The following is a 23,526-nucleotide window of genomic DNA, read 5'->3' as shown; positions in this document are numbered from 1 at the left end:
AAATGTACTTAGACGCAATTCTTGACCACAACCAAAATTTTGTCACTTCTAATCACTATGAACCTTATAAAACATCGAAGCTGCCCAATCAAAAATCTGTCATATTGACTTGCATGGATACCCGGTTGGTTGAGTTATTACCAGCTGCTATGAACATCAAAAACGGCGATGTCAAGATGGTAAAAAATGCCGGCGGCGTCATTACAAGCCCCTATGACAGTGTTGTCCGCAGTTTATTAGTAGCCATATACGTCCTACAGGCGGATGAAGTGATAATCATCGGTCATGAAGATTGTGGGATGAGGACACTTTACGACTCTTCCATCATTATTGAGCAAATGAAAGCGCACGGGGTTACCGAAGATCAATTTCAAGCAGCCAAAGAAGATGGAGTCGATGTAAGCCAATGGCTGAAAGGTTTTGAAACCGTCGAAGGTGCTGTCGAAAACAGTGTTAACATTCTCAACAACCACCCTCTTTTACCGACTAACACCCCTGTTCATGGACTTGTCATACATCCGGAAACAGGAGAACTAACAGTCGTTCAACGAGGATATGACAATTGAAAAACCCATCTACACGACGTACCTAAGTCCGGAAAATGGCTTAGGTACATACCTCTTGCTGCTGTTTTGTTATTCATCCTCCACAAGCCGCGCCACATCTTCACCGCATGTTTTGCATTTTCCTTTGAGTAAAACCCCCTGTGTATCATCATGCAATGTATATCCCTTGATGGTGGTCACACCGCATGATGAACAGAACACATTGCGGAGGAGTCTCTCCCGTATATCTTTCGGAAGCTGCTTCCATTTTTGAGCAGCTTTAAAATCTGTTACTGACATTTTTACGAACCTCTTTTCAATAAACGTTTATTTAAAGACCCTGTGTCTACTATTTCCCGCTGACGCATAGCAACGAAACCTCCAACATAGGCCGAGAACGACCGCGGCTTCCTCCATCCCATCACGCCTTCGTTTCTTCCCTATAGAAGTGGCGTACCGGGAATTTCTCCGGGTCGTAATTTCATAACATTCCTCACTCGTCACTTTAAACTCAACAGATATTTTATATAAACCATCCACTTGATCTTCTTCGTAATGCTGTTTCATTTAAAGTGATTTTAGTAACCAAAAAATTCCCTTCCTTTCTTTTTGTGCATAAGTAAACAAATTCAGGAAACTATAAACAAAGAAGGGGGTGGGAAAATGGCTAGAATTGGTGTGGAACAATCACTTTCGAATGTAGAGTCAGCCCTGCAAGAAAGAGGACATGAAGTGGTTTCTCTCCATCAGGAACAAGATGCCCAGGGGTGTGACTGCTGTGTCACAACTGGGTTAGATAATAATGTGATGGGGATGAGTGATACCGCCACCCAAGGTCTTGTCGTAGAAGCTGAAGGATTAAGCGCTGAAGAAGTTTGTAATGAAGTAGAAGATCGCTTACATCGCAAAGAGTAAGGAACCTAAGCAAGGTTCCTTTTTTATAATCCCTCTACCTTATACTTGATCAATGGATTCTACATACGATTTTAACACGTGAACCCCTTGTACGCAGTCATTTAATGACGACCATTCGGCTGGATTGTGGCTGATTCCGTCCTTACTTTTTACAAAAAGCATGGCTACTGGCAGGTGGTGACCTACGATCATGGCATCATGACCGGCACCGCTCGGAAGTTCATGAGCTGTAATGTTATGCTTTTCCATGGCCTGGCGAAGTTGATTTTTGGCCTCCTCAGGAATCGGTACGGGCGCTACCTTCAACGTCTGTTGATAGGAGCATGTAACCCCTAGATTTGTGGCAATGTTTTGAGCTTCATCGATTACGAGACGGACGACCTCGTCTCTAGTATTTTCGTAAATATCTCGGATATCAACGATTAGCTTAACTTTACCCGGGATGACATTGGAACCATTGGGGTAAACTTGCAGCTTTCCGACCGTTGCTACTGCCGAATTACTTACACCGCCAGGGATATCGTGAACCTGTCTCACGAACTCCCCTGCTGCAACTAAAGCATCTTGTCTTTCTGTCATCGGTGTATTTCCAGCATGTCCGGCAGTCCCGTGAAACTCTATTTCAAGCCAACTGGGACCTGCGATACCTGAGACGATGCCAACCGGCAAGTTCTGTTTTTCCAATGTTTTTCCTTGTTCAATATGGACCTCTACGAATGAAGCAATTTCTTCTAAACGTCGACCCTCGTTGGCGAACCCGTCCTTTGTTAACCCCACAGCTTCAAGAGCCTGTCCGAATGGAAGCCCATTGTCATCCACTAGTTCTTCCTCTACATCCATGTCGATATCATCGACCATCGCTCTGCTTCCCGTTAGCCCATTATTAAACCTGGCGCCTTCCTCATCGGAAAAGATAACCACTTCGAACGGCCGTTGGGGTCGGTAGCCCTTGGCTTTCCATGCTTCGACAACTTCCAGGGCCGAAAGCACACCAAGGAGTCCATCAAAATGCCCCCCATTTGGCACGCTGTCCACGTGGGACCCACTTAAAATACAGGGCAAAGAAGAATCCTGCCCTTCTAATCGGCCAAAAACATTTCCCGCGCCATCCTCGGTAATGGCCAAACCAGCTTCTTTCATCCAGCCTATGACGAGATCTTTCGTTTGTCGTTCTTCATGAGAAAAGCCTAAACGGTAACTGCCCCCTTCTTCGGTGAGTCCGATCTCAGAAATCGCATGCAAACGTTTGGCTAAACGATCCCCATCTATCCCATCGTAAGACAAATCCGCTTCATACTCATGGATTAATCTTGTATACAAATCCCAATTATCCATACTCAGATACTCCTCTACTTTATATCATCTTTGTATATCTCTCCATTTTTCATCACGAACACGATATGATCCCTATTTTCTAAGGCACGAATCTCCTCTAGTGGATCTGTATCAGCTATGATGAGATCTGCAAATTTTCCAGCCTCCACTGTTCCAAGTTCTTCGTCCCAACCGAGGCATTCAGCAGCTGTTTTTGTCGTAGCTACAAGTGACTCCATTGCCGACATACCAAGATCACACATTAAGCCAAGCTCCCGTAAGTTTGTACCGTGGGGCATAACTCCGGCATCCGTCCCCATCGCAATTTTTACCCCTGATTTGTATGCTCTTGCTATACTTTCTTTATGGGCCTCAATTACTTCCTTTGATTTTTCAATCGCGTATGGTGCCATTGTATTTGAATGTTCAGCTGCCTCCAAAACTGATAAAGGCGCCAATAACGTAGGTACGAGGAACGTATTATGTTCAAGCATGAGCTCAATGGCTTCATCATCGATATAAATCCCATGCTCAATTGAATAAATGCCGGCTCGGATAGCGTTTTTGATCCCTTCTGCACCTTGTGCGTGAGCCATTACCTTGATTCCCTTACGAAAATTTGCCTCCTCTACCATCACTTCTAGTTCTTCCCTTGAAAACTGGGTGAACTCCGGATGGTCTGTTGGACTTGAAACCCCGCCAGTCGCATGTACTTTAATGACTTCTGCTCCGGCTCGAAGCATTTTGCGAACCGTTTTACGAACTTCTTCTTTCCCATCACAATTTCCATCCGGCATCCCAGGGTATGACTGGAGAGAGGTGTCGACCCCTGAGTGATTCCAGTGATCGCCATGCCCTCCAGTGGTTGTTAAAGGGTTAATGCTCACTTGCATACGCGGCCCTTCTACGAGACCGTTTTCTACTGCTTTTTTCATTCCAATATCCGAAAAACCAGCATCGCGAACAGAAGTAATTCCGGTTTGCAGTGTACGTTTCAGGAAGGAGACACTTTCATAAAAACGATAAGAAAATGGTGTTAATATCGCATCCTGAACGTTTCTCAACTCCATGGCCATATGGACATGCGTATCAATAAGTCCTGGTAAGATATATTTTCCCGTGGCGTCAACAACAGTGGTGCCCTCTGGGATCGTGATATTATCGGTGCTTCCTACTTGTTCTATTTTTTCATCTTTTATCAAGACTGCGGCTTCTTTCATCGGGTTGTTTCCTGTTCCATCGATAAGTGTCCCGTTTTTTATAAACGTATATGTCATGTTCAAAACTCCCCTTTATCAAATGGTTCCAATCAATATACTTGCAATTACGACAGACCCGACCGTTACTGATGTAAAACCGCCGATTAACATCGGAGCCACTAATTCATTCATAATTCGCTTTTGCTCTGCTTCATTGCGTCCAATACTTCTGCTGACTTCTTCTACGATTAAATAATCCCCAGGAAATCCGTAAAGAGCTGTTAAGGCCACTGGAATAGCCTTCGTCGCTTTCCATTTAAAAATCTTCCCGCCAACCATTGCTCCAATAATAATACCTGCCGTTCCAATGATAATAATACCAAAAACAGGCAGCAGTGAGGCGACCACCTGATCCCATGTAATACCCACAAGCGAGTGCACGACGACAATAATCAGCGTAACCATCGTAATGCCTGAACTATTGGCCCTCTCCATCGTTCGTTCTGGATAAATACGAAATACAGCACCTGTTATTCCAATCGCAAGTGCCCAGATGCTTTCATTGATCCCTGTAAGACCATCCAGCCAAACAGCGAGCGCACCACCGATAAATAGAAGAAATAAGAGGACAAAATTACTTTCCATGAAACGAGCAGGCAGTAAATACCTCTTTCCTCTCTTCTTTCCATTCTCTTCCAACGTTGATCCATCATTTGAAACATATTCTTCGTTATTCACATCCTCCCGTATCGTGAGGGCATATTTACTTAGCAGCATGGAGGATAGTGGCATCCCTACGAGATTTTGCAATGTAAATACAACAACCGGAATGGCTGCGAGCGTGGTGAGACCTGCTTCTGTTAACCCTTCTGATGTAATGATGTAGGAGATAATGCCTCCTGTTAATGGCCCTGCCCCAGCGACAGCTGTCCCATAGTCGAAAATAAGGGGAATAATGGTAAGCATCATGCCTAAAGATAGGACTAACCCAGTTAAAGTAATAATAACAGCCTTATACTGCTTCATAATAACTGGTAGTGGGATCATCGTACCTAAATGTACGATTAACACCGGTACGAGCATTCCTCCAAACGCAACAAGCGGTGACTCTTCTATATACGATTCAGGCAAAAGGCCTGTCTGAAACAACACAAACGCAATCATGACTACGACGAGTAATGTTGGAATCTTTGCCCTTGTAGATATTGATAAAACTTCCCCGAGAGCGATAATAGCAATAAGTATAAGTGCGATAAAAATAGGTTCCATCCGATACTTCCTTTGTGTGAATTCTTAAAATCTATGATTAAAACGATACGACAAGTCTAACAGGTAAAATACATCGGATCACCAACAAATATAATCATTTTTATTTGATACTGCAGTCGAACCGTCAAACACGTTTAACGTCTCTTCAATTAATTGATGCAAAACATCAGACAAGTCACGTATCGATTTTAAGGCTTTCAAATGGATTATACTCATTAAACGCTTGTTCGCAAGGGCTGCTATAAGATTTCCTTATCCATGACCATCTTACGAAACGAAAAAGCCACGCCTTCTACTTAGTTTAACCCTAATGAAATATAAAAATCCTTTTATACAATAGGCCGAAAAATTGATATAATATTTTTATAGTTTTTAATCAATGGAAATCTTAAATGGAAGGGTGAGGAAATGTTTAGAAGAAGCCTGAAGCCATCGTTGTACGGTGTGTGTATGGTTGCGCTATTATTAAGTGTCTTGTCAATCACGGGGATTCAGGCTAACGCCAGTGACACGAATGATGATGTCCGGACGATTGATGAAGCAATTGCTGACAACGAGGGATCGGCAACCATCGAGGGCTATATTGTCGGACATACGGTCGCTCCAAGCAGCTATAATTTCGAGCCGCCGTTTGGAAATGATTATAACGTTGCCCTCGCCGATTCGAGTTCAGAAACAGACCCAAAACGTATATTGCCAGTGCAAATTACCTCTGATTTTCGAAGCGACTATGGATTACAAACCAACCCTGATTTGATTGGAGAAAAAATCCAGATCACTGGCAGTCTGGAGCCCTACTTTGGAGTCCCCGGATTACAGAATCCACAGGATATCCACCGTGAAAATGGGGATGGCAAAGACCCAGAACCCATTGATGATCTGCGGATTCATGATATTCAAGGCGCTGATCACCGCTCCCCTTATGAGGGAGAACACGTGGCAAATGTCGAGGGGATTGTGACTAATATTGATGCAAATGGCTTCTACATGCAGGACCCAGAGCCGGATGAGGACATCCGGACCTCGGAAGGCATCTATGTGTATGAGCCGGACGCTCATGTAGAGGTTGGGGATCTTGTTTATATCGATGGGGTCATTGACGAATATGGCTACGATGATGATTTAACAACAACGGAAATCGAGGCCTCTAACATTGACATTGAATCTTCCGGAAATGAATTACCGGAGCCAGTTTTAATCGGTAAAGACGGTTATGTACAGCCAACAGAACAGATCGCTTCTGAAGGATTGACCGATTTTGATCCGGAAACGTATGGGATTGATTTTTACGAGAGTTTGGAAGGGATGCGGATTCAACTTGACGATCCTGAAGTTGTTGGTCCGCCCGCATACGGTGAAATCCCAGTCGTCGTGGACAATGGGGTCGATCAACGACGTACACCAGCAGGCGGGCTCTTGATCAATGAGGATAATTATAATCCGGAACGAATATTCATCGATGCCGAAGATGTGAATGCAAAAGTTGGGGATCAATTTGATGGTACGATCATCGGTGTTGTTGATTATGACTATAGCAATTTCAAGTTAAGACCTACGGAAACACTTCCTGAGGTCCAAGATGGCGGCACAGAGCAAGAAGTTACGTCGATTAATCCAAATGAAGAAGATCTTACCATCGCTTCGTATAATGTTGAGAATTTTTCCGCTGAAACCGATCCTGAACGCACGAGCGATCTGGCTCAATCCATCAACGAAAATTTACAAAGCCCAGATATTATCGGACTCGTCGAAGTTCAAGACAATAATGGGCCTGTCGATGACGGAACGACAGACGCCAGTGAAAGCTATCAAACGCTTATTGATGCCATTAAGACAGATGGCGGACCAACCTATGACTTTACGGATATTGCTCCAGAAAATAATCAGGACGGCGGGCAGCCAGGCGGTAACATTCGTGTCGGCTTCTTATACAATCCTGAACGTGTCTCGTTAACAGATAAGCCGGACGGGGACGCAACAACTGCGGTTGGCGTTGATGATGATGGATTAACGCTGAATCCGGGACGTGTAGATCCTTCAAACGAGGCATTTGAGAATTCTCGTAAACCGCTGGCAGCCGAATTTGAATTTAACGACGAGGAAATCGTGTTGATCAATAACCATTTCAACGCAAAAAGCCCTGATGATCCACTTTTTGGAGAGAACCAACCTCCGGAACTAGTTAGCGAACCACAAAGAATCGAACAAGCAGAAGCAGTAAATGACTTCGTCGGAGACATCATGTCTATGGACGATGAATCTAATGTCGTGGTCATGGGGGATCTGAATGATTTCGAATTTTCACCGCCTCTAGATATTCTTACAAATGATCACTTAACGAACATGGTGACTGAACTCCCTGAAAACGAACGTTATACCTATATTTTTGAGGGTAACTCACAAGTGCTTGATCACATTCTCGTCAGCAATCACCTTACAGAAAACGCTGAGGCCGATATTGTTAATATGAACGCTGATTTTTCAGAGGAAGATGGAAGAGTGAGTGACCATGATCCCGTACTCACCCAGATCAGTTTTGGGGAAACCAAGATATCCTTACCAGAAGCTGGTCTCTCCGATGGCAGTTATTTGCATGAGGTCACTTTTGAACTTTCAGGAAGTGATAAAATTGAATACAGCCTAGATCAGGGTGAATCCTGGAAAACTTACAAAGAACCTGTCACGATTACGCAAGACGGGGAGACTGACATCTGGTACCGACCGGTTGATGGCACAGAAGAAGTCACCAAAACTTCTGTTACAGTCACGAAAGCCAGTATCGAAAATGCAAGGGAATTAACAGAAGGAATGGATGCACATATAGGTGTGAAGGTCTCAACAGATGCGCAGCTTCGCGTCGCTGATCACCTGCTTAATCAAGGACTCGATCGTCAAGGATATCAAAGACTTGATCAACTCAGCCAAAAAATAAGTGAATACACTCATGAAGAAATTAATGAGGTTGATCAAGAAGATTTGGTCACAATGTTGGATGATATTGTTGAGCACCAAAGGTAATGATTATAGATAGGAGGCTGCCCCAAAAGGGCAGCTTCCTTTTCGGCGGGAGGATCCAATACTTCGGCCCTTTGTTTTTCGGCGCAATCACCCGATAATTGAGCGCGCGGAATGATTATCAGCGCTACGGCTAAGGCATTCCACGATAATGCTTTCATCGGCTTAAAATTTTTTAAGACAACCCCTTTTTAGTGAGTCAAGGTCTGGTCTATTGAAACATCTATCCTATTACAATATACTCTATATGCGAAAAACTTTCCGTTGTTTTCCCGCATATTTCCTTCATCCTTCTTTAATCCAACCATCTGTAGCTTCTGAGAGGAGAAACGATGAAATATAAACAGATTCGCTCTAAAAAAATCTATGAAGAGGTAGCCGAAGCATTAAAATCGTTGATAGAAAGCGGAGAATTACAGCCAGGTGATCGCTTAGATTCAGTTGAACGATTGGCTCAGCAATTTGATGTTGGCCGTTCAGCGATCCGCGAAGCATTGAGTGCGTTGCGTGCGATGGGACTTGTTGATATTCGGCATGGAGAAGGAACCTTTGTTAAAACGTTTAACCGCGTTTCACTTACCATACCTGTATCTTCCCCTCTCCTTAAAAATCCAAAAGATATTCAGGAATTACTAGAAGTGAGGAAAATACTTGAGGTCGGTTCTGCGAGATCAGCAGCCACCGGCTGGGAAGTTAAAGACCTAAAGGAAATGGAAAAAGCTTTAAAACAGATGAACATTAACATGGACGACGAAAAACTTGGAGAAGAAGCCGATTGGCAATTCCATTTAGCAATCGCGCGCGCTACCCATAACGAGATGCTACAAAACTTGCTCAATGGCGCCAAAGACCTTACCATACAAACGATGCTAGAAACACGGAGAATCTGGCTTTATTCAGAGAAAGTCCGGGCAGAGCGTCTATACGAAGAACACTATCGTATTTTTGAAGCCATTCAAGAGAGAGACGCATCGCTCGCTAGCCAGTTAATGTTTGAACACTTAGAGAGTGTTGAGCGAATAATAACGGACTTTTACCAGAATCAACAAAAATAAGAGTCCTCCACGCTGTCTATGACAGTGTTTTTTTATATAAATCAAAAATAAGGTATTGCATTTTGAAAGCGATTACGACTATAATAAAACTCATCATCCGGTCATCTGATGACTAGATCTTCTAAAGAATGGATGTGGTGGTTTGCTTAGCTCAACTCTACTCGCTTTTGTTGCAATGATCCCAATTATTACTGTTTTCATTCTGCTCGTTGTCTTGCGTTGGTCTGCTAAACAAGCCATGCCAGTGGCTTTTGTTATTACTGTCATCATTTCAATGACCCTTTGGCAAGTCCCTTTTCAACAAATTGCTGCTGCATCCATCGACGGACTTGTAACCGCTCTCGAGGTAGCCGTTATTGTCTTTGGTGCCATATTGTTATTAAACACGCTCAAAGAAAGCGGTGCGCTTCATACTATCCGGCAAGGCTTTTCTGGCATAACACCCGATCGTCGGATTCAAGTCATCCTCATTTGTTGGCTATTCGGAACGTTTCTGGAAGGCGCAGCAGGATGGGGAGCCCCTGCCACGATTATTGGCCCCTTACTGATTGCCGTCGGTTTCCCAGCATTGGCTGCGGTCATGGTTGCGCTTATGTTACAATCAGCCCCTGTCTCATTCGGTGCTGTTGGCACGCCGATTATTACTGGAGTTGGATCGGGGCTGGAAGGCTCAACCATTGTTGAACAATTTGTAAATGCACAAGGAATCCCCTTCTCTTCATTTATTGCTGAAATTGGTGCCCAAGTAGCCATTTTTCATGGGATCATTGGGACATTTATTCCATTATTTATGGTCGCGATGCTCACTTATTTTTTTGGAGAGAATCGGTCTTTCTCAGAAGGCCTTTCCGTGTGGAGATTTGCCCTTTTTGGAGGGTTGGCCTATACAATACCCTCTGCCGTGGTTGCCATTATTTTAGGTCCAGAATTCCCGGCTTTACTAGGTGGATTAATAGGACTTGCCATTGTCATCCCTGCTGCCAAAAAAGGCTTGTTTATGCCGAAACATGAATGGGATTTTCCAGATGAAAAGAACTGGAATCCTGAATGGCTCAGTCATATCTCGTTTCATATGGATGATCCATCTAAAAATTCAGTATCCAATATAAAAGCATGGATTCCTTATACGCTCGTTGCCTTTCTTCTGATTGCCATTAAGGTTGATTTTTTACCATTTGCGAATTGGATCCAAGCATCTGAAGTCACCTTAGAACATATCTTTAACACTGACATCTCTGCCAGTTCAGTCGTTCTTGATATTCCAGGCGTTATTTTTATCGCTGTTTCACTTTTTGCAATACTACTGTATCGCATGAAATTAAGCAGCTACACGCGTGCTGTGAAACAATCATTCAAAACCGTATCAGGAGCAATGGTTGCCCTCTTATTTTCAGTCCCTATGGTCCAAGTATTCATTAATACGAATGATAATTTTTCCGGATTAGAAAGCATGCCTCTCCTTCTTGCTGAGGAACTTGCAAACGGCGTTGGAGCGCAGTGGCCATTCGTATCCCCGGCTATCGGTGCCATTGGAGCTTTTGTTGCTGGGAGTAATACGGTAAGTAACATGATGTTTTCCTTATTCCAATTCGGTGTAGCTGATCAGCTTCTCATGAGTCCGTTGATTATTGTGGCCTTACAAGCTATAGGCGGAGCAGCAGGGAATCTCATCTGCGTACATAATGTAGTCGCTGCTTCTGCTTCATCCGGGGTTTTTGGTAAAGAAGGGATTCTCATGCGCAGAATGCTTATCCCGCTTACCTTCTATCTTACTTTTGCAGGAGCTATGGGCATCATAACTATACATGGTTTTCATCTGAACACTGGGACCATCTCACTCTCGATTCTAACTATAATCATAATTTCTGCCATTATTATTGGTGAAAGAAAACGGCGTGAACTCGAAGGAGAGCACAAAACAACGCTAGCTCCTCCTTCTTATTAACCAAAGGGGGCTCTGATAATGAAAGTCTCGTTTTTTATTACTTGTTTAGGAGATATGTTCTACCCTAATGCTGGGAAAGCTTCCGTGCAATTACTTGAAAAATTCGGCTGTACCGTGGATTTCCCTACTTCACAAACGTGTTGTGGCCAACCGGCTTTTAATAGCGGATATCACCAAGACGCCAAAAAAGCAGCAAAACAAACGATCACGGCATTTGCAGATTCCCAATATGTTGTTACACCTTCAGGATCTTGCGCAGCCATGCTGCATGAATATCCACAGCTTTTACAAGACGAACCCGAATGGTCGTCAGATGCAGAGCTCTTAACTCAAAAATCTTATGAACTTACCCAATTTCTCGTCGAAGTACTTGGTGTGGAAAATACCGGTGCTTCCTTTAAGGCAAAAGCAACCTATCACACATCTTGTCATATGATCCGATTACTAGGAGTCACCTCCGCCCCACAAACATTATTGGACAATGTTGAAGGTTTGGAAATGATTGACTTACCCAACAAACATGATTGCTGTGGATTTGGAGGCACATTTGCGGTCAAGATGCCTAAGATTTCTAAAGAAATGGTGGATGAAAAAGTTTCATGCATTCAAGAAACCGAAGCCGATATTTTAATCGGAGCAGACGCCGGTTGTCTCATGAATATCGGAGGACGGCTTACACGTAAGAATGATGCGATAAAAGTGATGCACATTGCTGAAGTCCTTAATCATTCAGAATAGGAGTGATCCCATGCCTTTGAGAGTTGGAGAAAAGAATTTTGAAAATCGCATTCATACAGGTTTGGAAGATGCGTTCATGCGTGGGGCCGTTCGTTCTGCGCAAGAAAGGTTAAGAACAAGAAAGCAGGAGTCTTCGGAAGAATTGGGGGATTGGGAAGCGTGGCGTGACTTAGGTGAAGAAATTCGCACGCATACGCTGAATCATCTTGACTACTATCTTGAGCAACTAAGTGATAAAGTCGCCGAACTTGGTGGCCATGTTTTTTTCGCTCAAACAGCGGAGGAAGCCAATGACTATGTTCGCAAGGTCGCGGAGGAAAAAGAGGCCCAAAAGATTGTCAAATCAAAATCGATGGTAACCGAAGAAATCGGTCTTAACGATGTCCTAGAGGATGACGGTCGTGAAGTCGTGGAAACGGATTTAGGGGAATACATCTTACAAATTGATGATCACGACCCCCCCTCTCATATTGTAGCCCCTGCTCTCCATAAAAATCGCGAACAAATCAGGGACGTTTTTCGAGATAAAAAAGGCTACGAAAATAGTGAATCCACTGAAGAGCTCACGCGTTTTGCCCGTGAACAACTGCGACAAGAGTTCCTAGAGGCCGATTTAGGGATTACCGGCTGTAACTTTGCCGTTGCTGAGTCTGGTTCCATTTCACTGGTCACGAACGAAGGAAATGCCCGACTTGTTACTGCTTTACCGAAAACTCAAGTCACAGTGATGAGCATGGAAAGAATCGTCCCCACTTGGGAAGAGCTTGATGTCCTTGTCAGTCTACTCTGCCGCTCGGCTGTTGGTCAGAAATTAACGTCGTATATCACCGGACTCACAGGCCCAAAAGGTGAAGAAGATGTAGATGGACCGGAAGAATTTCATCTTGTCATCGTTGATAACGGTCGCTCTGAAATTCTTGGTACTCAATTTCAATCCGCCCTGCACTGTATTCGTTGTGCAGCTTGCGTGAATGTATGCCCCGTTTATCGTCATGTTGGCGGTCACGCGTATGGCTCGATTTACAACGGCCCCATCGGGGCAGTACTGACACCGCTCCTTGATGGTTACGAAGATAACAAAGACTTACCCTATGCTTCTTCTCTATGTGCGGCTTGTACAGAGGCTTGCCCTGTGAAGATTCCACTTCATGAGCACTTGATTGCCCATCGGCAAATCATCACCGAGAAGGAAAACCTTGGTCCTCTTCCGGAAAAATGGGCGATGAAAATGTTTGGATCGGGTACTTCATCTCCACGTCTGTATCGCCTGGCTTCGAAGCAAGCACATCGTGCAATGCGACCTTGGACAAAAGGCTCGAACATCCCCAATGGGCCGGGACCACTAAAAGCATGGACAAATATAAGAGATTTACCAGCACCGGCAAGCCAACGATTCCGTGATTGGTTTGCCAATCGAGACCGGGAGGATAAATCGTGATGCCAAGAGGAAACATTCAACATAGAGAAAATTTCTTAAACCATATCGCCGAACAATCTGGGCGTCCCCGTAGTCAACACGTGGAGCGCCCTGCTTGGAAACAACAGCCTCAATGGCAAGTATTTAAACATGAAAGCTCAGACAAATGGGTAGAGAGATTTAAAAAGCAGTGTGAGCATATTCACACCGATGTCATTGAAACAGAGACAGCTGGCGTCGGTGAAACAGTGGCAGAAACCATCGGACGCTATCAAGCAGCATCACTCATGATGTGGGAAGATCCACGGTTAGAAGAAGCCGGACTGAATAAACACTTCCGTGAACAAATGGCTAACCTTGGTGTAGAAACCCATATCTGGGATAAATCCAAAGGTCGCGAAAACATCAACATCGCTGAACAGACCCACGTGGGAATTACGTATAGCGATATCACATTAGCAGAATCAGGTACGGTGGTCTTGTTCAGTTCGGCTGATAAGGGGCGAGCCGTCAGCCTCTTACCTGAAACCTATATTGCCATCATTCCGCAAAGCTCAATCGTCCCGCGCATGTCTCAGGCCACTCAGCAAATCCATCAAAGAGTACAAAATGGCGAAACAATCCCCTCCTGCATCAATTTCATATCAGGTCCCTCCAACAGCGCCGATATCGAAATGAGCCTCGTTGTGGGCGTCCACGGCCCCGTAAAAGCGACCTATATTTTAATTAATGATCAGTAGCCCTAAAGGGTAGCGCCCGTCTTAAACAAACGTTTGATAAGCCACACTTATGGATTGATGGGGCGTTTGAATCTTTTACCAACCGATAATGAAAGTATGCTAGCTTTCCGCCCATGGAAAGCTAGCATCTCATTTACAGACAAAGCCGAATACCTAATAATTGCGCCGAAACCCACGCAACACGAGTCATTCACCTCATCACTCCCTCTTTCCCAATACCCGGCCGACCGACCGAATAATATTCCACGCCAGCTTCGCGCATATCATCCAAATCAAAGCAGTTTCGCCCGTCAAACACCACTGGCTTCGTCAACCGCTCCTTAAACGTCCCCGTATCTAATTCCTTAATCTCATCCCAATCCGTCACCACAAATGTCGCATCTGCACCATCTAAAGCTGCCTCCGTACTGCCCGCGTAATCCACCGCTTCCGGTAGCACCTGCTTCGCATTCTCTATCGCAATCGGATCATAAGCTACCACGTGCGCTCCGGCAAGCACTAACTCCTCTGCCAGTACCACCGACGCCGCTTCCCGCATATCATCCGTATTCGCTTTAAACGACAGCCCAAGTATAGCAATCGTCATCCCGCGCAACGAGCCAAAGCGCTCCTTCGCCTTCTCGACCAACAACCGCTGTTGCCGTTCATTCACTTCCATCACGGCTTTAAGCAGCGTAAAATCATGGCCCGCTTCGCCAGAAATCTGGACCAACGCGCTCGTATCCTTCGGAAAGCAGGAACCTCCGTAACCAATCCCCGCATTCAAGAACTTTTTCCCGATCCGCTTATCCTGCCCCATACCTTTGGCCACATCTTCCACATTAGCTCCCAATTTTTCACAGAGCGTTGCAACCTCATTCACAAAACTGATCTTCGTAGCTAGAAATGCATTGGACGCATACTTAATCATTTCCGCACTGCGGATATCTGTCTTAAAAACCGGTAATCCAAAAGGCCGATTGATCTTTTCAACAACCGACGCGGCCTCTGCACGATCCGACCCGATCACCACCCGATCTCCGTTAAACGTATCATAAACCGCTGAACCTTCCCGAAGAAACTCCGGATTAGAAACCACATCAAAAGAAACATCCGTATACTTCGCAATATACGACTGAATATAATCATTCGTCCCTACCGGCACCGTACTCTTCGTAACAACCACCGCATAACCCGTTAAATGCTCAGCAATATTACCCGCTACCGACTCAATAAAACGCAAATCAGCCGTACCATCTTCCTTTTGCGGCGTCCCTACCGCAATATAAATCGCATCGGCATCCACAAACGCATCCCTATGCTCAGTCGTAAAGGACAAACGCCCCGCTTCAATATTACTCTCCATCATCTCAGACAAGCCCGGCTCATAAATCGGTGAAACCCCCGCCTGCATACGAGCCACCTTCGACTCATCAACATCCACACACATCACCGTATGACCAATCTCTGACAACGAAACCCCTGTCACAAGTCCTACATAACCTGTCCCCACAACTGCTATCTTCATCTCAATCATCCTTACAATCTCTTTTAGAAAATAAACCGGTATTCACAGCCCATAGACCTTCTTTAATCAAACGTTTGATGAAACCATCACACACGTTCAAACACTTCTTCTTTCAAATAAGCTTCCACCTGCTCCTTCAAATCATCTCTCTCCAAAGCAAATTCAATGGTCGCCTTAATAAAACCGAACTTGTCACCAACATCATAACGGTCCCCTTTGAAATCATACGCATACACCGATTGCTCGACGTTCAATTGCTTAATCGCGTCCGTAAGCTGGATTTCGTTCCCTGCCCCTGGCGGCAGCGTTTCCAGAATCGGGAAAATTTCCGGGGTTAAAATATAGCGGCCCATAATCGCGAAATTCGATGGTGCATCTTCTAAGGATGGTTTCTCAATCAGATCCCCCACCTCAATTGCATTCGCTGACGTCTGTTTAGGGGCTACAACCCCGTATTTGGAAATCTCGCTGTCGGGTACGGTCTGCACACCGACGACCGATCCTTTATGTTCTTCATGGACTTCCATCAGTTGCTGCAGGCATGGTTTTCCATTGGAGCGCACAATATCATCGCCAAGCATTACCGCAAATGGTTCGTTGCCAACGAATTGGCTGGCGCATGATACAGCGTGCCCAAGACCTTTTGCTTCTTTTTGACGTATGTAATGGATATTCGGAAATTCAGAAATCGTTCTCGTCTCAGCGAGCAATTCCCATTTTTCTTTTTTGCGTAACGTTTCTTCTAATTCATAGGATACATCAAAATGGTCCTCGATCGCACGCTTTCCGCGCCCGGAAACAATGAGAATGTCCTCAATGCCGGAGGCAACCGCTTCCTCAACAATATATTGAATCGTTGGCTTATCGACAATCGGCAACATTTCTTTCGGCTGTGCCTTCGTCGCCGGTAAAAATCTTGTTCCCAACCCCGCAGCTGGGATAATCGCTTTTTTTACTTGCATCATTCTTCCTCCTATTTCCTGTGACTATCCTTCTATCATACGAATAATTTCCATAAGTTTCACTAGTCATTAGTGCCTAATATTATAGACGGAAACCAATATGTAAATATATTTATAGTATGTATTTGTTTATAAAAATATAGGATTATTTTCATATTACCACCTCCTTTTTTTACATTTCTTGCTATATTTAAAATAACCGGTAAATAAACAGATGGACGGCGCCGCTTCAAGAAAGGACCCTGCGTGAATCATCACCCATTGGCCCGTCAGCCATTTACATTCAACGAGATTTATCAACAGTACACACCGTTAGTACTAGGTATGCTCAAGAAACTCAACATCCATAGTAATCATCAAGAATTTATACAAGCAGGGTATTTAGGCCTATGGATTGCCTATAAACACCACGATGATGAAAAAGACCGTTTCCATCCTATGCTGTCATTCGTGTCAGAGGTGAAATGTTGACGATGCTAAAAAAAGAAGCCCATTACCAAGAGCACCATTTTCTAAGCTCCGATTACTCGAAATTGATGAAAGACCCTCAAATAGATGATGCATGGCAATCAGACATCGACAGCCTATCTCCATATTTAGAAAGATTAACCATGCGTGAACAACGTTGGCTCATTGGACACGCCATTCACGACCAACCTCCACACAACATCGCAGCCAAATATGGCGTATCCACCGAGACCGTCAAAGGTTGGCGGAAAAACGCGATCAAGAAACTGCGAAATATGTAACATAAAGTTCGAGAACTTCTCATTCATACACCCTTTTATACTCATATAGCTGTAAAAACCCTCATTCTGCAATGGTAATAAATTCCTTTTTTAATAAAAGCCTGACACTCTACTACCCGAAAGTAGCTAGTAAAAAGTCACATTGGCATTTATAAATTGTAAATTCCAGTAATTAATTCTTATTGTTGGAAAATAAGAGCAATGATATATTACTACTTGAAAGCGATAAAGCTTTAAACCGTTTTACGCTTTCACCCTAGGAATCCTCTACTGGTAAGAGAGGTAAAGAGTAGCATTCCGCTACTCTTTTTTTCATATAAAGCAGTTTAAGAGAGAACGAATATGTAAATGATTTCATTTCTATTACTGATTTTATGGAAGTAAATTAATTGTAAAATATTTATTAAATTCATATTAAATATATTGACCAAATTATGGTAACTATAGTGTGATTATATATAGCACCAATAACTTTTGGAAGGTGACTCTCAATGTTGTACATCATTTCTATCTGCATCATACTATTATTCACTTTTGGCGTGTTGGAACGTCGGAAACACAGCCAGAACATCGAGGCGATCCCGATTCGTATTAACATTAACGGAATTCGCGGAAAATCGACGGTCACAAGGTTAGTCACTGGAATTTTAACAGAGGGTGATTATCGAACCGTCGGAAAGACCACGGGCACGCAGGCCCGGATGCTTTATTGGTTTGATGCTAAAGAAGAACCCATCGAACGTCGAGCGGAAGGCCCTAATATTGGGGAACAAAAAGATGTTGTTAAGAAAGCCTCTTCCCTCAAGGCCGAGGCCTTAGTCAGTGAATGTATGGCCGTCACTCCCGACTACCAGGAGGTCTTTCAGGAGAAAATGCTGCAAGCCAATATCGGAGTCATTGTCAATGTTTTAGAAGATCATATGGACGTCATGGGGCCCACCCTTGATGAAGTGGCCCAAGCTTTTACATCCACCATTCCCTATAACGGGCATCTGATTGTCAACGAAAGTCCCTATGTCCCCATGTTTCAGGAAATCGCCGAGAAAAGAAAGACCGAGGTGATCGTATGTGATACCTCTCGTATTCCCGAAGACTTTTTGCTGAAGTTTAACTATATGGTGTTTCCCGAAAATGCAGCCCTGGCATTAGCCGTAGCAGAAGCTGTAGGGATTGATCAAGAAACCGCCTTTAAAGGGATGTTAAACGCGTGGCCCGATCCAGGCTCTCTACAGATCACCCCCATAAGCACCGATAGCGGTTCTCCCTCTTATCTCGTTAATGGGTTTGCTGCCAATGATGCGACATCAACACTTAGCATTTGGAATCGGGTACAAAAGCTAGGATACCCGACAACTCAAGCCCTCGTTGTCATGAACTGCCGAGATGACCGTGTAGATCGAACCGAACAATTCGCCCATGATGTCCTGCCGTATATTCCTTGTGAGACGCTCGTCCTGATTGGCGAAACGACAAGCCCTATTATCGATCGATATAACGCCGGAAACATACCAGCTAGCCATCTATTAAATTTAGAACATTATACAGCCGAAGAAATTTTACAAGAAATTCACCCGCACGTAACGAACACCGTCATCTATGGGGTAGGCAATATCCATGGGGCAGCGGAACCGTTCGTAGATGAAATGCAGAAAATCAAGGTGAAAGAAGAACCATTGGGACGCGAATTACATTCAATCACTTAAAAAGGAGCCATCAACAGTGGGACTAACAGAAATTACTATTGCACTCGTAGCAGGCGTTACACTTAGTCTATTTTTTGCTGAGAAAACCGGGATTTTACCCGCAGGGCTTGTTGTTCCAGGATACATTGCTCTTGTCATTGATACCCCTTTATATGCGATTTCGATTCTGTTTGTGAGCTTTGCAACCTATCTCGTTGTCATGCATATTATTAATCATTTTACAATTTTATATGGAAGAAGGAAATTTACAGCCATGCTTCTCACAGGTATTCTCTTAAAGCTTGGTTTTGACACTGCATACGGCTTTATCCCTATGGATGTGGCCGATTTACAAGCCATCGGTTTGATCGTTCCCGGTTTAATTGCGAATACGATTCAAAGACAAGGGTTCATACCTACAGTCTCAAGTACGATCGCCTTGAGTTTCGTGACTTTTGGTATTCTTTCCGTTTACCATCTATTTGTGGTATAGAATTGGAGGATAAACATGGAAACGTCCACAAACAAACTCACTTTTAAAGAGAAATATTTAAAAGCCGTGAAGCAGCAAAAACCGAAAACAACCTCACATACGGTGATCGGGTTTATCATCACTTTAGGGATTCTTATTGTATTTCTATAATAAAGGTCGTGAATAGTATTGCGTCTCAATAAAGACAGCATGCTTGTACTTAATTTATTGGCGATCGCTGTTGTCTTACTTTCCCTTCAGAACCTTCTTCATACCCCTACAAATCATGATCCCAACTATGAACCTAGAGAGGCAAATGAAATCAAAAGTCCTGGCATTGGGGTGGCAACGGATCACCCTGCTGCCACTGAGGTAGGGATGGAAGTATTAAGACGCGGAGGGAACGCTGTAGATGCAGCTATAGCCATCTCTTATTCTTTAGGAGTCGTGGAACCTTTTGCTTCTGGAATCGGAGGCGGAGGAATAATGCTTGTTCACCCCGCAGAAGATGTGGACCCTATTATTTATGATTACAGGGAAAAAGCTCCAGACCAAAAATCAAAGCCAGAATCAGGGATTGGCGTCCCTGGTTTTGTTATGGGGATGGATGAAATCCATGAGGATTTTGGCAGTCGATCCATGGAACGCTTATTAGCGCCGGCGATCCATCAAGCTGAAAATGGCCTCCAAGTATCAAGCACCCTTCACTCCCAATTGCTTGATGCTAATCACCGCATCCCGCCAAACGAAGCCTCGTTGTTTTACCCCGATAACAGAGCTATTGAAGAAGGAAAGACTCTTAAACAAGAAGAATTAGCCAAAACGATGACGGCTATTCGTGAAGAAGGTCCGGATATCTTTTATGAAGGGGAAATCGCAAGTCAGCTCGTAAGGAAAGTGGACGGAATCGAACAGAAAGACCTCGAAAACTATGAAGTCGAAAAAACAGAACCTATAAAAGGAGAATTTGCAGGTTTCGATGTGTATACCCCTCCACCACCTGCTGGTGGTACCATGCTCATTCAATCTTTGCAGATGGCCGAGCAATTACATGTAGATCAATTAGAGGATCGACCCACTAATTTTATTCAAATGATTGGAGAAATTAATCGTGAAACCTATGAAGACCGACTGGAAACCATCGGTGACCCAGAATTTGTCGATATGCCTTTAGATGAAATATCAAGTCAAGAGTATACAGAAAATCTGGCTTCTAATATCTCCTCCGTGGGTTCTGTAAATGAGGAACCATTAGAAGATTACGAGGGAGATAAAGACGGAAACACAACTCACTTCGTCGTTGTCGATCAAGACGGAATGATCGTCTCGGTGACGAATACCCTCAGCAGTTTTTTTGGTTCTGGTATTTTCACCAATGGGTTTTTCTTAAATAATCAGTTGGATAATTTTTCGTCAGACTCCTCTTCTCCCAATGCGTACGAACCAGGCAAACGTCCCTTTAGCTATATAAGCCCTACGGTGCTTTCCAAAAATGGGACCCCGCTTATCGGGATTGGAAGTGCTGGCGGTAGACGAATAACATCCACATTAACTCAAGTATTGAGTAGACATCTTCTCTTTGAGGAGCCCATTAACGAAGCCATCGACGAAAACCGATCATATCGCGATTTGCATGAAGAAAAAATCTATTTAGAAGGAAGAATCCCTCCTCCCCTCCAACAACAATTAGAAGAAAACGGGTATTCGGTCGATAACTCTAGATCACCTTTCTACTTTGGAAGCATTCAAAGTCTTACGATCGACTATAATGAAGAAAATGTATATGGCGGAACGGACCCCCGAAGAAACGGTAAGTGGATGAGTCGATAGGTAAGGATGGTTATCCCTTTCAAGAAGAGAGAGCGGAGCATCCCGCTCTCCTTTTGCTCTTATTGAAGCAACTGAAGGACGTTTTGCGGCAATTGATTAGCTTGGGCAAGCATGGACTGAGAAGCTTGAGAAAGGATGTTACTCTGTGTAAATTCCATCATTTCTTGAGCCATATCAACGTCCCGGATACGTGATTCAGCTGCTTGAAGATTTTCGGAGGCGTTATCTAGGTTAGCAATGGTATGCTCTAGCCTATTTTGAACGGCTCCTAAATTTGAGCGTTCCGTTGATACTTCATTGATTGCAGTGTTGATGGTATCAATCGCAGCACTCGCCGTTTCTTGGCTGGAAACGTCAATGCCTGCATGGTCAGAAGCTAAGGTCATTACATAGCCGCTGTCTGTATCACCGCTGATGTTATCAAGTTCCTCACCAATACCTGTAAGATTCCCTTCTCCATCATCTTCAGCCTCTGAGTACCAAGAGCCTTCGACATCAATAGCTACCACGTCATCACCATCTCTTAGAACATCTACATCTTCATGATCACCAATGGTTGTGGTTCCTGCTTCAAGCTCCGTTTCAATATCTCCTCCAGCTACACGTAAAGATTCAGCATCCATTTCCCGAATGTTGATATTAATATCTTCTTCGCTATTTGCACCGATATGGAAGGTTAACGTATTCTCTTCAAAATCGCCATTCAGTAATTTTTGACCATTAAACGTTGTTTGCTTAGAAATCCGGCCAATTTCTTCAGCCAATGCATCTACTTCTGCTTGAATCGCTTCACGGTCTACACTATCCTGGTTTGTATCATTTGCAGATTGAGTCGCAAGCTCGCGCATTCTCTGCAAGATTTGATGCGTCTCATCCAACGCTCCCTCAGCCGTCTGAATCATAGAAATCCCATCTTGGGCGTTATTACTTGCTTGATCCAAACCGCGAATTTGCGCACGCATTTTTTCAGAGATCGCAAGACCGGCCGCATCATCACCGGCGCGGTTGATTTGTTCCCCCGAAGACAGCTTCTCCATCGAATTTTGCATGTTGTTCTGGTTGATCCCGAGTTGACGGTGTGCATTCATGGCTGACATGTTGTTGTTAATAATCATTCCGATCATCCTCCGTAGATTTAGTTTTTATACAACCCCTGAGTTTCCAGGAGAAGGTACCTGTTTTTGATGCTACATGTCCATCTACTTTATGTATCGGCAGAAAGAAAGAAAAATTAACGGATCAATGAAAAAATTCTCAGGAACCTCGCCCCAACACAGACCATCAGCCTGCTTTCTGATAAAATAAAAATATCAAACCATCCTGATGGCGGTGAAAACATGTACGCTTTTCCCAAATGGATCTGGTGGATCACCATAGGTATTTTCTTTATCGGGGCTATGGTTGCGTTGCTGTATTTTTTCCAACATCGGATCATTTTTCACCCTACATCGATATCAGACGATGAAACTGATGAGATTCGGACACAATACCCTGAGGTTGAAGAGATTAACGTCCCCGTTACCGATGAGGTAACCGTGCACGGTTGGCTGGTTTCCAATGCAGAGGAAGAGCCTTCACCTTTGCTGATTTACTATGGCGGGAACGCGGAAGAAGTATCGAAGTTGATTCCTGAACAAACGGAACTGGAGGACTGGTCCGTATTATTGATGAATTATCGTGGGTATGGATTAAGCGAAGGAGAGCCGGATGAAGAGGCGCTATTGGGGGACGCATTGATGATTTATGACGAAATGGTTGAGCGAGAAGATATTGACGCTGATAACATCGCCACGATGGGAAGAAGTATCGGTTCTGCGGTAGCTACGCATGTCAGTGTAGAACGGGAGGTGCAGGGAACGATCCTCGTCTCTCCGTTTGATGATCTAGCACAAGTCGCTCAATCGCAATTCCCGTTTCTCCCTATAGAGTGGTTATTACAGTATTCCTTCGACTCTACGGAGACCGCTCCGGAGATGCAGCACCCGCTGCTCGCTCTCATTGCCGAAGATGATGAAATTATTGATCCGGAATTCTCTAAATCCTTCGTAGAACACTGGGGAGGTCCTGAGGATAGCTATGTTATTGAAGAAAAAGGGCACAACACGATTCATTTAAGTGATGAATACCGGTCCCGTATTCAACAATTTTTACAAGAAATTCAAGAGCAGTAAT

At 44.1% G+C, this 23,526-nt stretch carries 21 protein-coding genes; 14 read left to right on the top strand and 7 right to left on the bottom strand.

Translation table 11 applies throughout. The annotated features are described in order from the left end of the window. Positions 1 to 2 precede the first annotated feature (2 nt). Positions 3 to 566 (top strand): beta-class carbonic anhydrase, encoded by a 564-nt coding sequence (locus tag HNR44_RS09510; protein WP_184403901.1) that lies wholly within the window; start codon positions 3 to 5, stop codon positions 564 to 566. Between the two features lie 69 nt (positions 567 to 635). Here HNR44_RS09510 and HNR44_RS09505 read toward each other — a convergent pair whose 3' ends face one another. Next, complete coding sequence (locus HNR44_RS09505; protein ID WP_184403900.1) at positions 636 to 845, bottom strand: hypothetical protein; 210 nt, start codon at positions 843 to 845, stop codon at positions 636 to 638. A 363-nt stretch (positions 846 to 1,208) separates the two neighbouring features. Between HNR44_RS09505 and HNR44_RS09500 the strand changes: the two genes are divergently transcribed. Next, positions 1,209 to 1,460: a YkuS family protein gene (locus tag HNR44_RS09500; RefSeq protein WP_184403899.1), complete on the top strand. Its 252-nt coding sequence runs from the start codon at positions 1,209 to 1,211 to the stop codon at positions 1,458 to 1,460. A 39-nt stretch (positions 1,461 to 1,499) separates the two neighbouring features. On the opposite strand, the gene HNR44_RS09495 is transcribed toward HNR44_RS09500, so the two are convergent. From HNR44_RS09495 to HNR44_RS09485, 3 genes are read right to left on the bottom strand one after another with little or no spacing between them, the layout of a single operon-like run. Then, positions 1,500 to 2,795 (bottom strand): M20 family metallo-hydrolase, encoded by a 1,296-nt coding sequence (locus HNR44_RS09495; protein WP_184403898.1) that lies wholly within the window; start codon positions 2,793 to 2,795, stop codon positions 1,500 to 1,502. Positions 2,796 to 2,809: 14 nt separating this feature from the next. After that, positions 2,810 to 4,051, bottom strand: coding sequence for a metal-dependent hydrolase family protein (locus HNR44_RS09490; protein ID WP_184403897.1), 1,242 nt, complete (start codon positions 4,049 to 4,051; stop codon positions 2,810 to 2,812). 18 nt (positions 4,052 to 4,069) lie between these two features. Beyond that, a complete protein-coding gene (locus HNR44_RS09485; protein ID WP_184403896.1) occupies positions 4,070 to 5,242 on the bottom strand; it encodes a hypothetical protein in 1,173 nt (390 codons plus the stop codon). Positions 5,243 to 5,650: 408 nt separating this feature from the next. On the opposite strand from HNR44_RS09485, the gene HNR44_RS09480 reads away from it, so the two are divergent. The 6 genes from HNR44_RS09480 (at position 5,651) to HNR44_RS09455 (ending at position 14,152) form a co-directional block, all read left to right on the top strand. Then, positions 5,651 to 8,260, top strand: a complete 2,610-nt coding sequence (locus HNR44_RS09480) for a DUF6359 domain-containing protein (protein ID WP_184403895.1) — start codon at positions 5,651 to 5,653, stop codon at positions 8,258 to 8,260. A 329-nt stretch (positions 8,261 to 8,589) separates the two neighbouring features. Continuing rightward, on the top strand, positions 8,590 to 9,312 hold the full coding sequence (locus HNR44_RS09475; RefSeq protein WP_184403894.1) for a FadR/GntR family transcriptional regulator: 723 nt from the start codon (positions 8,590 to 8,592) through the stop codon (positions 9,310 to 9,312). 142 nt (positions 9,313 to 9,454) lie between these two features. After that, positions 9,455 to 11,257: an L-lactate permease gene (locus HNR44_RS09470; RefSeq protein WP_343069446.1), complete on the top strand. Its 1,803-nt coding sequence runs from the start codon at positions 9,455 to 9,457 to the stop codon at positions 11,255 to 11,257. An 18-nt stretch (positions 11,258 to 11,275) separates the two neighbouring features. After that, the gene (locus HNR44_RS09465) at positions 11,276 to 11,995 is read left to right on the top strand and encodes a (Fe-S)-binding protein (protein ID WP_184403893.1); all 720 of its coding nucleotides are present in this window, start codon (positions 11,276 to 11,278) and stop codon (positions 11,993 to 11,995) included. Positions 11,996 to 12,005: 10 nt separating this feature from the next. After that, positions 12,006 to 13,433: a LutB/LldF family L-lactate oxidation iron-sulfur protein gene (locus HNR44_RS09460; protein WP_184403892.1), complete on the top strand. Its 1,428-nt coding sequence runs from the start codon at positions 12,006 to 12,008 to the stop codon at positions 13,431 to 13,433. Beyond that, on the top strand, positions 13,433 to 14,152 hold the full coding sequence (locus HNR44_RS09455; RefSeq protein WP_184404151.1) for a LutC/YkgG family protein: 720 nt from the start codon (positions 13,433 to 13,435) through the stop codon (positions 14,150 to 14,152). Before HNR44_RS09460 ends, HNR44_RS09455 begins: the two co-directional genes overlap by 1 nt. 190 nt (positions 14,153 to 14,342) lie before the next feature. Here HNR44_RS09455 and HNR44_RS09450 read toward each other — a convergent pair whose 3' ends face one another. Beyond that, positions 14,343 to 15,659 (bottom strand): UDP-glucose dehydrogenase family protein, encoded by a 1,317-nt coding sequence (locus HNR44_RS09450; protein WP_184403891.1) that lies wholly within the window; start codon positions 15,657 to 15,659, stop codon positions 14,343 to 14,345. An 86-nt stretch (positions 15,660 to 15,745) separates the two neighbouring features. Then, entirely contained in the window at positions 15,746 to 16,621 is an 876-nt protein-coding gene (galU, locus tag HNR44_RS09445) for a UTP--glucose-1-phosphate uridylyltransferase GalU (protein WP_281381406.1), read from the bottom strand. Between the two features lie 473 nt (positions 16,622 to 17,094). Here galU and HNR44_RS09435 point away from each other — a divergent pair, with 473 nt between their 5' ends. From HNR44_RS09435 to ggt, 5 genes are all read left to right on the top strand, one after another. Further along, positions 17,095 to 17,370 (top strand): sigma factor-like helix-turn-helix DNA-binding protein, encoded by a 276-nt coding sequence (locus HNR44_RS09435; protein WP_184403888.1) that lies wholly within the window; start codon positions 17,095 to 17,097, stop codon positions 17,368 to 17,370. Between the two features lie 491 nt (positions 17,371 to 17,861). After that, complete coding sequence (gene pgsB, locus HNR44_RS09430; RefSeq protein WP_184403887.1) at positions 17,862 to 19,073, top strand: poly-gamma-glutamate synthase PgsB; 1,212 nt, start codon at positions 17,862 to 17,864, stop codon at positions 19,071 to 19,073. Between the two features lie 16 nt (positions 19,074 to 19,089). After that, positions 19,090 to 19,545 carry a poly-gamma-glutamate biosynthesis protein PgsC gene (pgsC, locus tag HNR44_RS09425; protein ID WP_184403886.1) on the top strand — a complete coding sequence of 152 codons (456 nt, stop codon included), beginning with the start codon at positions 19,090 to 19,092 and terminating at the stop codon, positions 19,543 to 19,545. 15 nt (positions 19,546 to 19,560) lie between these two features. Beyond that, complete coding sequence (locus HNR44_RS17845) at positions 19,561 to 19,695, top strand: hypothetical protein (protein ID WP_281381390.1); 135 nt, start codon at positions 19,561 to 19,563, stop codon at positions 19,693 to 19,695. Between the two features lie 18 nt (positions 19,696 to 19,713). Further along, positions 19,714 to 21,354 (top strand): gamma-glutamyltransferase, encoded by a 1,641-nt coding sequence (gene ggt / locus HNR44_RS09420; protein WP_184403885.1) that lies wholly within the window; start codon positions 19,714 to 19,716, stop codon positions 21,352 to 21,354. Positions 21,355 to 21,413: 59 nt separating this feature from the next. Here ggt and HNR44_RS09415 read toward each other — a convergent pair whose 3' ends face one another. After that, entirely contained in the window at positions 21,414 to 22,469 is a 1,056-nt protein-coding gene (locus HNR44_RS09415) for a flagellin N-terminal helical domain-containing protein (protein WP_184403884.1), read from the bottom strand. Between the two features lie 222 nt (positions 22,470 to 22,691). Here HNR44_RS09415 and HNR44_RS09410 point away from each other — a divergent pair, with 222 nt between their 5' ends. Then, positions 22,692 to 23,525, top strand: a complete 834-nt coding sequence (locus tag HNR44_RS09410; RefSeq protein ID WP_184403883.1) for an alpha/beta hydrolase — start codon at positions 22,692 to 22,694, stop codon at positions 23,523 to 23,525. Position 23,526 lies beyond the last annotated feature (1 nt).

The organism is Geomicrobium halophilum (assembly GCF_014207655.1).
Lineage (GTDB): Bacteria > Bacillota > Bacilli > Bacillales > Marinococcaceae > Geomicrobium > Geomicrobium halophilum.
This window is presented reverse-complemented; position numbering and strand designations above follow the sequence as displayed.